Origin of the sequence: Solidesulfovibrio sp., from assembly GCF_029978005.1 — a bacterium.
In the GTDB taxonomy this organism is placed as follows: Bacteria; Desulfobacterota; Desulfovibrionia; order Desulfovibrionales; family Desulfovibrionaceae; genus Solidesulfovibrio.
Genome location: NZ_JARKOZ010000153.1, coordinates 41,118 through 54,869 on the forward strand (window position 1 = coordinate 41,118; position 13,752 = coordinate 54,869).

The 13,752-nt window shown below is 58.7% G+C and carries 9 protein-coding genes and 1 tRNA gene; 8 read left to right on the forward strand and 2 right to left on the reverse strand.

Annotated features, from left to right (window positions below):
• Nucleotides 1-24: 24 nt before the first annotated feature.
• Together metG and ricT are read right to left on the reverse strand one after the other, a co-directional pair.
• Nucleotides 25-1,965, reverse strand: a complete 1,941-nt coding sequence (metG, locus tag Q1K70_RS17375) for a methionine--tRNA ligase (protein WP_300162247.1) — start codon at nt 1,963-1,965, stop codon at nt 25-27.
• Complete coding sequence (gene ricT / locus Q1K70_RS17380) at nt 1,962-3,209, reverse strand: regulatory iron-sulfur-containing complex subunit RicT (RefSeq protein WP_300162250.1); 1,248 nt, start codon at nt 3,207-3,209, stop codon at nt 1,962-1,964. Before ricT ends, metG begins: the two co-directional genes overlap by 4 nt.
• A 181-nt stretch (nt 3,210-3,390) precedes the next feature.
• On the opposite strand from ricT, the gene Q1K70_RS17385 reads away from it, so the two are divergent.
• The 8 genes from Q1K70_RS17385 to Q1K70_RS17420 all read left to right on the forward strand — a co-directional run bounded on the left by Q1K70_RS17385 (nt 3,391) and on the right by Q1K70_RS17420 (nt 13,752).
• A tRNA-Lys gene (locus tag Q1K70_RS17385) sits at nt 3,391-3,466 on the forward strand.
• A gap of 342 nt (nt 3,467-3,808) precedes the next feature.
• On the forward strand, nt 3,809-4,417 hold the full coding sequence (locus Q1K70_RS17390; RefSeq protein WP_300162253.1) for a hypothetical protein: 609 nt from the start codon (nt 3,809-3,811) through the stop codon (nt 4,415-4,417).
• A 605-nt stretch (nt 4,418-5,022) separates the two neighbouring features.
• Entirely contained in the window at nt 5,023-5,352 is a 330-nt protein-coding gene (locus tag Q1K70_RS17395; protein WP_300162256.1) for a pirin, read from the forward strand.
• An 18-nt stretch (nt 5,353-5,370) separates the two neighbouring features.
• Nucleotides 5,371-7,086, forward strand: coding sequence for a TraI/MobA(P) family conjugative relaxase (gene traI / locus Q1K70_RS17400; RefSeq protein WP_300162259.1), 1,716 nt, complete (start codon nt 5,371-5,373; stop codon nt 7,084-7,086).
• A 127-nt stretch (nt 7,087-7,213) separates the two neighbouring features.
• Complete coding sequence (locus Q1K70_RS17405) at nt 7,214-7,438, forward strand: helix-turn-helix domain-containing protein (RefSeq protein ID WP_300162262.1); 225 nt, start codon at nt 7,214-7,216, stop codon at nt 7,436-7,438.
• Nucleotides 7,435-8,520 carry a DNA cytosine methyltransferase gene (locus tag Q1K70_RS17410; RefSeq protein ID WP_300162265.1) on the forward strand — a complete coding sequence of 362 codons (1,086 nt, stop codon included), beginning with the start codon at nt 7,435-7,437 and terminating at the stop codon, nt 8,518-8,520. The genes Q1K70_RS17405 and Q1K70_RS17410 overlap by 4 nt, the downstream gene beginning before the upstream one ends.
• A gap of 16 nt (nt 8,521-8,536) precedes the next feature.
• Nucleotides 8,537-11,728: a DISARM system SNF2-like helicase DrmD gene (gene drmD, locus Q1K70_RS17415; protein ID WP_300162268.1), complete on the forward strand. Its 3,192-nt coding sequence runs from the start codon at nt 8,537-8,539 to the stop codon at nt 11,726-11,728.
• Complete coding sequence (locus Q1K70_RS17420; RefSeq protein WP_300162271.1) at nt 11,725-13,752, forward strand: DNA/RNA helicase domain-containing protein; 2,028 nt, start codon at nt 11,725-11,727, stop codon at nt 13,750-13,752. The genes drmD and Q1K70_RS17420 overlap by 4 nt, the downstream gene beginning before the upstream one ends.

Genomic DNA, 13,752 nt, shown 5'->3' on the forward strand with positions numbered 1-13,752 from the left:
ATTTTGGCAATCCTCCCGACCGCGTCAGGACACGCGGCCGCCCGGGGCCACAACGCTCGACGGCCCGAGCAGGGCCATGCCGCCCTCGTGCTTGACCGCCAGGATCATGCCGTGGGAGTCGGCCCCGCGCAGCTTGCGAGGCTTGAGGTTGGCCACAAGCACCACCTGCCGCCCGACGAGGTCCTCGGGCTTGAAGTGCTCGGCCAGGCCGGCCACCACCGGGCGGGGAGCCGCCTCGCCGATGTCCACGGACACGGCGTAGAGCCTGTCCGCCCCGGGCACGGGCGCGGCCGAGACCACCACGCCCACCCGCAGGTCGAGCTTGGCGAAATCGTCGTACTCCACTTCCGCCGCCGGTTCGGGCCTGACGGCCGGCTTCTTCTCGACCTTGGCCGCCTTGGCGGCCTTGGGCGCGGCCGGGGCCGCCTCCCTGGCCGGGGCTTCCAGGCGGGGGAAGAGATTGGACGTGGCGGCCACCGTGGTCCCGGCGGGAAGCGGCGCGAAATCGCGGTCCGGGCCGCACAGGCAAACCTTTTCCGGATCCGCGCCGAGCTGGCGCAGCAAGGTGGAGGAGGCCTCGGGCATGACCGGCAGCAGGCAGACGGCGGCCAGGCGCAGCCCGCCCAGGGCGTGGGCCATGACCGTGGCCAGGCGCGCCGTGCGCCCTTGCTTGGCGAGCGTCCAGGGGGCCATGGCGTCGATGTATTTGTTGAGCCCCCGCACGAGCTCCCACAAGGCTTCCAGGGCCCGCGAGAACTGGGCCGCGCCGAAAAGCTGCACGAAGTTGTCCACGGCCTCGGTGGCCAGGGTGGCCAGGGCGTCGTCGGCCGGGTCGGCCTCCCCTTCCCCGGGCAAGGTTCCGCCGAAATACTTGGCGGTCATGGCCAGGCTGCGGTTGGCCAGGTTGCCGAGGTCGTTGGCCAGGTCGGCGTTGAAGCGGCCGGCGAAGGCCTCTTCCGTGAAGCTGGCGTCCGCGCCGAAGACCATCTCGCGCAGGAGGAAGTAGCGCATGCCCGAGAGCCCGGCCTTGGCCGCGAGCTCCAGCGGCTCGACCACGTTGCCGAGCGACTTGGACATCTTGGTGTCGCGCACGAGCCAGTAGCCGTGGACATTGAGGTGGCGGTAGAGCGGCAGGCCCAGGGAAAGGAGCATGGTCGGCCAGAACACGGCGTGGGGCTTGAGGATGTCCTTGGCCACCAGATGCTCGGCCACGCCCCACCAGGAGGCGAAGTCCGGGTCGTCGGGCCAGCCCACGGCGGTCAGGTAGTTGATGAGCGCGTCGAACCAGACGTAAGTGACGAAATTTTCGTCGAAGGGCAGTTCGATGCCCCAGGTCAGGCGCGACTTGGGCCGGGAGATGCACAGATCCTCCAGCGCGCCGGATTCGAGCAGGCTCACCACCTCGTTGCGGTATTGCCGGGGACGGATGAAGTCCGGATTGGCCTTGATGTGTTCCAGAAGCTGGCCCTGGTACTTGGACATGCGGAAGAAGTAGTTCTTCTCGGCGATGTATTCCGGCTTGACCTTGTGGTCCGGGCACAGGCCGTCCACGAGTTCCTTTTCGGTCAGGAAGCGCTCGCAGCCCTTGCAGTAGTGGCCGCCGTACTCGCCGAAGTAGATGTCGCCCTTGTCGTAAACGAGCTGCAAGGCCCGCTGCACGGCCTTGCGGTGGTCCGGCTCGGTGGTGCGGATGAAGCGCTTGGGCGTGATGCCGAGCTTGGGCCACAGCGCGCTGAAAAGGCCGCTTATGGCGTCGGCATATTCCTTGGGCGTCTGGCCGGCGTTTCGGGCCGCCTCGGCGATCTTGTCGCCGTGCTCGTCGGTGCCGGTCAGGAAGTAGACATCCTCGCCCAAAAGCGCGTGGAAGCGGGCCAGGGCGTCGGCCACGGTGGTGGTATAGGCATGGCCCAGATGGGGCTTGGCGTTGACGTAGTAGATGGGCGTGGTGATGAAGAAACGCTTCACGATCCGGTCTCCGGGTCACGGGAAGAGGGTTTGCCGCCGCCGTGGCGGCCGTCGGGGCGCGGGGCGGGACGCGGGCCGGCCTGGCGCTGGGATTGGTCGCCGGCGGGCTGGGACGGCCTGGAATTCCTGCGGGACGGCCGCCGGGAGCGCCGCGAGCCGCGTCCGGGCTCGCGCTCGGGCCTGGACTCCTGGGCCTGTTCGACGGCGGGGCCGGAGGGGGCGGCCGCGGCGAGCTCCGGAGCGGCCGGCTCGGGGGCGGGGCCGCCGGGCCGGCACTGGGGCCTTTGCCGATCGCGGCCCTCGGGCCTGCCGCCCGGGCGCTCCCGGCCGCCCTGGGAGCCGGCCGGGGGACCGGAACGCCGCTGGGGCGGCCGCGGGGAGTCCTGGGCCGGGCGCTCCTCGGCCTTGGGGCCGGGCTGCCCCTCGGCCAGGGGCGGGCGGGCCTCGGCCGCGGCGCTCCACTCCTCCACGGTCAGCTCGTGCTCCTCGCCGGCCTCGTCGAGGACGGTGACGGTTTCGCGGAAGAGGTTGGTGCGCAGCACCTTGACCAGGCCCAGGGAGGTGGAGAACTTCTTGCCGACCCGGGGACATTTCTTCTGGAACTGCTCGTAGTTCTCCTGCTCGAAGGACAGGCAGCACAAAAGCCTGCCGCAGATGCCGGAGATCTTGGTGGGGTTGAGGAACAGGTTCTGTTCCTTGGCCATCTTGATGGTCACGGGCGCGAACTTGCGCATGAACCTGCGGCAGCAGCACATCTGGCCGCAGTTGCCGATGGCGCCGAGCATCTGTGTTTCGTGGCGCACGCCGATCTGGCGCAGTTCGATGCGGGTGTGGTAGGCCTTGACCAGGTCCTTGACCAGTTCGCGGAAGTCGATGCGCCCCGGGGCGGTGAAGTAGAACACGATCTTGCCCCGGTCGTGGAGCACTTCCACGTCCACGAGCTTCATTTCCAGGTTTCGCGATTCGATGCACTTGCGGCAGTAGGTGTGGGCCTCCCGGGCCAGGGCGTCGTTTTCGCGCTGGATGTCCAGGTCTTCCGGCGTGGGCAGGCGGAAGATGGGTTTGATTTCCTGTTCGGTCGCCTCCGGCGGGGGCGCGTCGGCGAGCACGGTCACCTTGCCCATGCCGAGCCCCTGCTCGGTCTGGACGAGGACGCTGTCACCAAGCTCCACGACGAAGGGTCCGGAGTCGAAATAATAGACTTGTCCGTGATCACGGAACTTGATGCCGAGAATATGGCTCATGCACGCCCTATGGGTACGCCGCGCGGCGCGGCGGTTTTGGTCCGGAAGCGAAAAAAGATACGTCATTTGTCCCCGGACGGCAAATGGCGCGTCGGGGTTTCCAAAATTTTTTCACGGAAACGAGTTGACAACCCCGGGCCATCCGCGTAGACCGCTTCTTCGCCGCGCATGAGCGTCGCACGGGCCATTAGCTCAATTGGTAGAGCAGCGGACTCTTAATCCGTTGGTTCAAGGTTCGAGTCCTTGATGGCCCACCAGTAAAAATTACAAAGGGTTACATGCCGGAAATACCCGGGCCATGTGACCCTTTGTTTTTGCCCAAAGCCCCTTCTAGTCCCGGAATAGTCCCGGACACAAAATATCCCTCGAAACACGCCTAGGGGGCGACATTGTCAGGAGGCAATGTTGCTCCCCACTCCACTCTTTCCGTGGCGGTCCACGAGAGGAGCGGCAACCGGTGCGGACACGACCCTAAGCGGCCGAAACTGACGCCGTCTGCCCCCATCCGCAAGGGCAAGGGCGGCCTGCCCCGTATCCTCTCTCTCGCAGCCGAGCGAACCAAGGCTTGGTACGACCATCCGAAGAAATGCCCACCGCTTTTGACCCAAGGCAACCGCAAGACCCGGAGCGAGCGTCGCGAGGCCTGCCTCATAGTCCTGGAAACGCTTCTGTCCCATCTCGATCTGGCATCCCTGTGCCTTGGCGTCCCGACTTTGGCCAATGGGTTCATCGACATCGACATGAAAGTCATTGTCCGGGATTCTGGCCTCGGCCAGCGTCGGTGCGAGCGAGCCATCAGACAGCTCAGAGAGGCCGGCTTCATGGCGGTGACTCAGCCGAGGGGCCTGAGCGACGAAGGCCGGTACTTCGGCTGCCGGGCCATCCGCGTTATCACCACAGCCTTTTTCGAATGGCTGGGATTGGGACCGATGCTGCGGCGGGAACGAGCCAGAGCTTCGGAGGCGCTTCGCCACAAAGCGCAAAAAGCTAACCGCAAGCTGGCGGATTTCATGCGCCGGGTGGTGGCCGGCGTACGGCCCATCTTCAAACATCGTCAGGACGGGAAACCCAGGGAACAGCGCATCGCCCTCTGGAACGCTACCTGGGCGAGCCATGTCCGGGTTGGTCTGGACGTCCAGGAAGCCCAACGGCAAACAAACGAGACCCTGGGCTACCCACCAAGCTACAGTCCAGGGTTAGAGCAGTAGCCAAGCGTTCCCTCGCGCGCTTCCATCTCGCGACGGCGTTGTTTATTTTCTCTTGGACGCGATATCCCCTCATTTGGCGTGAACCATTTTCCTCTTGAACGGCCCGAATAGGGCCGTTCGGCATTTTTTGGGTCAGCTGTCATCTGCTCAGGCCATGGGTGCTTGAAATAAGTGTCGCTAGGTTGACTCACATGTGTCGGGCATAAATCCCAAAAGCAAAAATTGAAATATGTCATCCAAAGAAAATCGTTAGGCTGTAGTTTTTTACAAGCAGCAAGCCAGGCTGAATTCTTTTTAAGGTGTATTGTGCCAGATGTTTTTGTGTTGAGGTGAATTCCGTTAAAGTCAACACGGCATCGGCTTAAATTGCGCCTTGTTGGCGATCAATGATGATTTAGCCTTAGCTTATGGAGTTGTATTCAGATTTGTGAAATGAAATTGTATGGACTAGGAAAACGCTCAAAAGATGTGGTACGGAATAACGGTGTCGGAAGGCAGGACAGGTGAAGTATGCCCACCTTCGGCGGGCTACTTCACGTCCAGCCCTGCGGGGCGGCTCATTCGCCTGCGGCTCAACGCTCAAGACAACCGGTGTGGAGATAGTCATGCCCTCGAAAAAAGCCGTGCTGAAAACCTATTTGACTCCAGAGGAATATGAAAAAATCCTGGAGAGCGCCGACAGGACCGGCCTCTCTCTTTCCTGTTTCGCCAAGCGCGTCTGCCTGGGGCTGCCCGTGCCCAGTCTGGAACACCAGCAAGCCCGTCGGGAACTGCTTAAGGTCAACGCCGACCTCGGTCGGCTGGGGGGCCTTTTCAAGCTGTGCTTGTCCGAAAAGGAGGGGCCACTTGTCCTTTTTCACCAGGAAATCCGACGGGTGCTTCGGGAGATTGAGACGCGACAGCGAGAACTAAAAGCCGCCGTGACCAGAATCTGAGCAGCCTTCGAGTGTAAAATGATCAGCAGACGGATCGCTAAAAAGCCCGAAAACGACAATTACCGCCGTTTGGCCAATTACATCGCCGACGCCGGCGGGAAAGGGGAAAAATGCCTGTTGACTTGGTGCGCGGGTTGCTGGGCCGGGGACGACTACGATCTGGCCATCCAGGAGGTCGCCGATACCCAGGACCTGAGTACTCGGACCACCAAGGAAAAGACCTATCACCTCATCGTGAGCTTCCGGCCCGAGGACGAGAACACTTTGACGCCAGAGGTGCTAAAGGAGATTGAGGCCGAACTGGCCAAGGCCCTGGGCTTCGAGGAACACCAGCGGCATTGTGGGGTCCATAAGAACACGGCCAATCTGCACATGCATGTGGCCTTCAATATGATCCACCCGGAGAAGCTGACCCGGCACGACCCCTTCCGGGATTATCACACCCGGGACCGCTTTTGCCGTAAGCTGGAGAAACGCTTCGGCTTGGCCATAGACCATGGCCGAAACCAGGGTCCGGCACAGCCCCTCGGCGATGGAGCCGCCACTGTGGAAGCCCATATCGGACAGCAATCCTTCGAGAGCTACGCCAAGGACTTTCGCGAAAGCATCCTGGCCAGCCTGGAAGGAGCTGCGGACTGGCAGGGCCTACACCAAGCCCTGGCCCTGCATGGTCTGGAGATCAAGCCCCACGGCAACGGACTGGTCATCAAGGACCGTTACGGCAAACACACAATCAAGGCCAGCAGTCTGGCCCGAAGCTTGGCCAAGGGGAATCTGGAAAAACACCTCGGTCGGTTTCAGCCGGCCGGCGTAGCTGTCCACGCGATAGAGTCCAAGGACCGCTACCAGGCCAAGCCGTTACAGCGGCAAAGCCCAGAGCGCGACAAACTGTTTGCCGAGTATCGGGCCTGCATGGCCGAGCGGAGAAAAGCCCTATCAGCCCTTCGCGAAGAAAGGGCGTTGCGCCTGGAAACAATTGAGCGGACCTGGAAACGTCAGCTCCAGGAGATTGGGAAAATGGCTCTGACCAAGCGGGACCTCTACGACTTGCTCAAAGAAGCCAGGCAACACGGGGCAAAGCTCAGACGCCAGCTTGGCCGAGAAATGGACGGGAGACATGAAAAGCTCCGAGAGGCCTTTCCCTACTCTTCCTGGAGCACCTTCCTGCGATGGGAAGCCGAGCACGGCAACGAGGCCGCCCTGGCCGTTCTGCGATCACGGAAACAAGCTGTCGAACCTGAGCACGGAGAAGTACCCCGCTGGTGTTCGAGCCGCAGGGGCTTCGCACGTGGCACCTGGGAGGAGCGCAAGCGCGCGATCCTTGGCGAATCGCAGCTTCAGCCGGAAGAAAAGCGCACCCTCCTTTCCGTGGCCCACATGCGGTATCTTTTAGGGCTGAAAGCGGAAGCGGACGCGGACAATGCCTTGGCTTTCAAGCCCTTTCAGGGCTTCACCTATGCGATCGATTCCAAAGGCACGGTCCTCTTCACCCTGGCAAGTGGTGGCTTGATCCGTGACATGGGTGACCAGATCGTTTGCAGCGCCCATGATCCCACCGCGCGGCAGGTTAGCTTCAGGTTGGCCCGGTTGAAATGGGGCAAGGAGGCTGTGCGTGAGGGGAATCGCGGACTGCTGTTGAAACGGGACATCACCCTTGCCTGTCAGCCTGGACTTGAACACCAACACCCTGACCTCGACCCAGGTCAACCCCGCCTTATCGGCTTAAATCGGTAAGGATCGATTGACATCACACGATTGGGTTTCCTATTCTCGGCCACCTGCTTGGGGAGGCCGTGGCCTGACCTCGCGCCTGCCGTCGGCGAGTGCGGGTTCTTCCCCCAACCACCCTTTGGAGGCTGAAATGGTCGAGAGTGAAGAGCGTTGGCTGTCGATGACTGAGATATGCCAGCACCTTGGGGTCAGCAACGACACCGTATACAAATGGATCGACAAGCATGAGATGCCGGCCCACCGCATGGGACGTCTTTGGAAATTTAAAAAATATCAGGTCGATGCATGGGTTGAAGCTGGAGGGGCGTCTGGCTCATCGGTTGATGAAGATGTAGATAAGGACTTAAACAAATGAAACTTGGATCGAAAACAAATATTTCTAACAAAAATATTAGTGCTATTGATTTATTTTGTGGAGCTGGCGGGCTGACACATGGCCTGGTCAAGTCTGGTATCAATGTCGTCCTTGGAGTTGATATCGACCCTGCCTGCCAATTCCCGTATACTGCAAATAATAAATCAGATTTTTTATTAAAATCGGTAGAAGACTTGGAGGCAAAAGATCTAGAAAATTACTATAAAAACAAAGGACTCAAGCTCATCGCTGGCTGTGCTCCTTGCCAGACTTTTTCCACATACAACCAAAAAGCAAAAAAATCCGACAGGCGATGGTGGCTTTTAATGCATTTTTCGAGACTAGTTGAAGAACTTCTTCCAGAATTAGTGACAATGGAGAACGTGCCTCGCTTGATCGATCAAAATGTCTTCATTGATTTCGTCGGCGATCTTGAAGCCAAAGGATATTCGGTCAGTTACAAAATAGTCAATTGTGCCGATTATGGTATTCCTCAACAGCGGAATCGAGTGGTGTTGCTGGCATCGAGGCTTGGACCAATTTCTTTACTTTCCCCGCCTGGATTCGGTAACGGCCCCAAAACCGTCAGGGAGGCTATAGGAGACCTGCCACCAATTGAAGCTGGAACGAGTGATCCAGGGGACCCTCTACACCAATGCTCGTCCCTTTCGAGACTCAACATGCGGCGGATCAAAGTTTCAACGCCTGGAGGAACTTGGCGTGACTGGCCCAAAGAATTGGTTACTGATTGCCACAAGAGGTCATCGGGCAAAACCTATCCGAGTGTTTACGGTCGCATGACGTGGGATGATCCAGCGCCAACCGTAACAACACAATTTTATGGATTTGGTAATGGTCGTTTTGGACATCCAGAACAAGACCGAGCCATATCCTTGAGGGAAGGAGCCATCCTCCAGAGCTTTCCGCCAGACTACGAGTTTGTTGCACCTGGGGAACCGGTTTGTCAGAAATCCATTGGGCGATTGATCGGCAATGCCGTGCCTGTAACTCTTGGCGAAGTGATCGGATACAGTCTACGCGTACACGTTTCGAAGGTGGCAAGAAAACGTACTCGACAATAAAAAGGAGCCGGGCACAATGATAGCGACCACTACAAGTACCGAGCACAGTGGCGTTCTTCTAGATGTCGTTCCCGAGCCCGGCCAACTTGTCGAAGTCCGGCGTCGTCAATGGGTCGTCACCGATGTATCCTGCGGAGCCTTGTCTTCTGCGCCCAACGGGAACCAACACCTCGTCGGCCTGTCATCCCTGGACGAAGACTCCATGGGCGAAGAAATACAGGTCGTTTGGCAGATGGAACCTGGTGCTCAGGTCCTCGAAAAAGCGGGGTTGCCATCGATCACCGGCTGGGACAGCAACGACCGGCTGGAAGCCTTCCTTGACGCCGTTCGATGGGGAGCCGTCACCAACGCGGATCGGTCTTTTCTACAATCGCCTTTTCGAAGCGGGATAACCATTGAGGACTATCAACTCGATCCGTTGGTTCGAGCCGTAGAAATGGCCCGCGTCAATCTCCTCATCGCGGACGATGTCGGGTTGGGTAAGACGATTGAGGCCGGACTGGTTATCCAGGAGCTGCTCGTTCGCCATCGTGCTAGAACCGTGTTCGTCGTTTGCCCCGCAAGCTTACAGGTCAAATGGCAGACCGAGATGCAGGAAAAGTTCGGGCTCGAATTTCGTATCGTCGATACGAAATTCGTCAAAGACCTTCGTCGCGAGCGCGGCATCCACTTGAACCCTTGGACGTCGTACCCACGTCTCGTCACCTCGATGGACTGGATGAAAAGCGGCGAGGGTTACCGGCTGTTAAAGGACGTTCTCCCTCCTCACATAACCTATCCGCGAAAATTCGACATTCTGGTCGTCGACGAAGCACATAATGTCGCACCGGCAGCGGCGTCCAAGTATGCCCTGGAAAGCCAGAGAACACGGCTGATACGGTCGCTCGCCCCTCACTTCAATCATCGTTTGTTTCTGAGCGCTACCCCCCATAACGGCTATCAGGAGTCCTTCACCTCGTTGCTAGAGCTGCTGGATGATCAACGGTTTGCCAGGACGGTGATGCCGAACGAAAAACAACTTCAGCGCGTCATGGTTCGCCGCCTAAAGAGCGACATCGTCGACGCGCACAGGAAGCCAGTGTTTCCTGTACGCAAGATTGAAGGTCTCGAAATCGACTACTCCGAGGAAGAGCGGCAAATTCACGCCTTGCTCGGAGAGTACACGGCTGACCGTTCGAAGAATGTCAAGGGCACGCGTTTCGAGTATGGGACCGATTTCGTCCATATGCTTCTCAAGAAGCGACTCTTTTCTTCTCCACTGGCTTTCGCGCTCACCCTGGAAAAGCACCGGGAAACACTCGAACGCGGCAAGCCAAAACGCGACCGCGACACCATGGACGATCGCATTCTGCGCAAGGCGATCCTGAAAACAGAAGAGGAATATTCGGACGACTCGGTGGCCGAAGAAGCCCAGCACGAAGCGGTCGAGGTGGCAGACGAACTCGCGCCTCCGTTGTCACGTGACCAGAGAGACATGCTCGACCGTCTTTCTGCATGGGCGGAGAAAACGCGCAACCGGCTCGACTCGAAAGCGAAGGCCGTCCTCGACTGGATCGAAGACCATCTGAAGACGGATGGACGCTGGAACGGCAAGCGGGTGATCCTCTTCACCGAATACCGAGCAACCCATTCATGGCTCCACCAGATCCTCACGGCCAACGGGTACGGCGGCAATCGATTGATGGTCCTGCATGGAAGTATGGACCCAGACAAGGAAAGAAAACCAGTTCTTGCAGCGTTCCAGGCGCATCCGGACATTTCGCCGGTTCGCATCATGCTTGCGACCGACGCGGCTTCCGAAGGTATCGACCTACAGAATCACTGCAACTACCTCATCCATGTCGAGATTCCGTGGAATCCGAATGTCATGGAACAGCGCAACGGTCGTATCGACCGCCACGGCCAAAAGGAAGAGGCCGTTTTCATATGGCATCCGGTAGGGAAAGGTTTTTCCGCAAGAGCCACCGACAGATCCGTCAAGCTCGGCAATATCGCTGGAGATCACGAATATCTGATGCGTGCCGTCCTCAAGATCGACACGATCCGGGAGGATCTCGGCAGCGTCGGGCCGGTCATCGCCCGGCAGATCGAAGAAGCCATGCTCGGGAAGCGTAGCGGCCTGGACACCGCCTCGGCGGAAGCCAAGGCGGCCAAGGCGAGGAAGTTCGTTACGGCGGAAAAGCGCCTTCAGGAACGCATTGCCCGCCTGCACGAAAGGCTCATGGAAGCGAAGAACGACTTCCATCTGGCTCCCGAGCACATAGCGCGTGCGGTCGAGGTTGCACTGGAGCTGGCCGATAAGCCACCGCTCAAACCCATCGCGTCGGTCGAAGGCGAGACGGGGAGTGTTTTCGACGTACCCGTTCTGCCTGGCTCCTGGGGCAGAGCCACCGTCGGACTGGATCATCCCCATACCGGCGTTCGTCGCCCGATCACGTTCGATCACGAAGTCTCCAAAGGCAGAGACGATGTCGTTCTGGCCCATCTCAACCATCGGCTGGTTCAGATGTGTCTGCGCCTGCTTCGCGAGGAGATCTGGAAGCTCGACGACGTCAAACGCCTTCACCGGGTGGCTGTCCGCACAGTGCCCGACAGTGAATTGCGTGTCCCGGCAGTGGCTGTCTGGTCACGGTTGGTGATCACCGGTGGAGATCATCACCGCCTGCACGAGGAGCTTACCCTCTCCGGTGGCGAACTCGAACACAAACGGTTCGCCCGCATCACCGAGGTCGGCAAACTGGAAGTTCTTGTAGCCCAAGGTTCGCCTATCGAACCCGACCAAGTGCTGTTCGACGTTCTGAAAGACAGATTCGAGCGCCACGAAGACTCTCTCATGGCCACCGTCGAAGCGCGGTCCAGGGATCGCTTGAAGTTTCTCGAAAACACTCTCGATAGGCGCATGAAAAGCGAAATCGCCGACGTCCGAACGGTTTTGGACGAACTCGAGACCAGCATCCGCAAGGAATTGAAGTCGGATCTCCATGGTGGTCAGCTCTATCTGCCCGGATTGTCGCCCGAGGAGTTGGCTCAGGTAAAAAAGGATGTTCATGCCCTGAAGGATCGTTTGGCAAGAATTCCGGAAGAGCGGGTAGAGGAACAAGCCACAATCGAGAAACACTATGCCAGACCGGTGGATCGTACATTCCCGGTGGCCGTCGTGTTTCTTGTTCCCAAATCTATCTCGAAAGACAGGAAACTTCAGGCATGATAGCAGGTTATCATGCTTCAGCGTCAGAGTTCCTTAAAGACGATGGGGACAGAATTGTCGGCCTGCTCACTCGTGGAGTTGCAGATGCAGGCATAGCCTCGCAGTACAGTCGTCAAATCACGGTTTGGAAAGATCAAATCATTTTGCTGAAAGAAAGTCTTCGGCGTTTATCTGAGGAAAGAGTTGAGACTTTCGCTAATTGGCATGTTGCATTGGAGTATGAACTCCCAAGACGGCAAAAAAGGCCTGACGCCATCGTGCTTGCCAACGACCGAATAGTGGTCGTCGAGTTCAAATTTGGCATGAACCAATACGAGGCCGCGGCGAAATGGCAGGTCGACGACTATGCCCTCAACCTCAGAGATTTTCATGCCGCGAGTCATGGGCGTTATATCGTGCCCATTTTGTGTGCTGTCGACGCGCCCGCCCATACATCGGCCGTTCCGATGTCCAACGGCAGCATGGTCGCACCCGCGCAGCTCGCTAACGGAAACACACTTTGGACGGTGCTACAAAAAGCCTGTGAGGACGACCTGCCTCACGCAGCCCTCGCGCACCCAATTGATCCCGCTACTTGGCTCGCTTCTCCGTATCGCCCGACATTGACGATCATTGAAGCCGCAGAGCGTCTTTATGGAAACCACAGTGTTCGAGAGATATCGCATAACTATGCGGAGAATCTAGATAAAACGACAGACATGCTCGCCGAGGTCATTCTTGACGCGAAACAGCATCAAAAGCGCGTCATCTGCTTCGTGACCGGCGTTCCCGGAGCGGGCAAGACTCTCACTGGGCTCAATGTCGTGCACGACCCAGCCATTCGATCGAAGCAAGGTCCCTCGGGGATTTTTCTTTCCGGGAATGGCCCATTGGTCAAAATCGTGCGCGAGGCGCTGGTCATCAACCAACAACGTGCCGGCCGACGACGCAAAGAGGCCGAGCATGAAGTTTCGACTTTCATCCAGAACGTCCACCAATTCCTACGCTACCATCGAGAGAATCCAACTTCCATACCGCATGAACATGTCGTTGTGTTCGATGAAGCTCAGCGGGCCTGGAACCGAGAGCAGATGCGGCGAAAGCAGGGCGTTGACCATTCGGAATCTGCCGAGCTTCTAGAGGTGATGGAGCGACCGCCCGACTGGGCGGTAATTATAGCACTTGTAGGGGGAGGCCAGGAGATTTTTCTCGGGGAAGCGGGATTGGAAGCCTGGGGAAATGCGGTTCTGGAGACCAGGGGGAGATGGACCGTCGTCGCATCGCCCGAAGTTGTCCAAGGCGGGGAAAGCGTGGCGGGCCATCGGCTGTTCGAAAGTATTCCTCCTGGCGACGTCGACATCCACCACGAGGTCTTGGCCCATTTATCGGTGAGCGTTCGAAGTCATCGCGCCCAGCAGATCACACAGTGGGTCAACGAACTCCTTGAGCCTGACGGTGAAAAGGCCAGGGCATACTTCCCCGAGGCTCGCGAATTCCCTTTGGCTATGACGCGTGATCTCACGATGGCTCGGAGATGGTTGTGGGCCAGGACCGGCGGTGATCCGTCCAATCGGTGCGGCTTGGTCGCCACCTCGGAAGATCAGCGATTCAGGGCAGATGGGCTGGAAAATTCGACGGGATTTCGGTCGACTTTTTCCTTTGAAAATTGGTTTCTCGCCGCGCCGGGGGATGTACGCTCAAGCTTCATGCTTGAAGTGCCTGCCACAGAGTTCGAATGCCAGGGTTTGGAACTGGACTGGGTCGGCATTTGCTGGGGCGGCGACTTGACGCCGAACGCTAACGGAGAAGGATGGGACTATCGAAAATTTAGAGGGTCGGGGTGGCAGAACTGTCGATCCGAAATCGAACAGGCTTACATTCGAAACCGCTACCGTGTTCTGTTGACCCGCGCCCGGGCCGGGATGGTAATTTGGATTCCGTCTGGCTCGCTGACAGATCCAACTAGAGATCCAGGCCGGTTCGAGCGTGTATCTGAACTTTTGAAGAGTGCCGGCGTTCCCGACCTGGCCGCTATGGAGATTTAA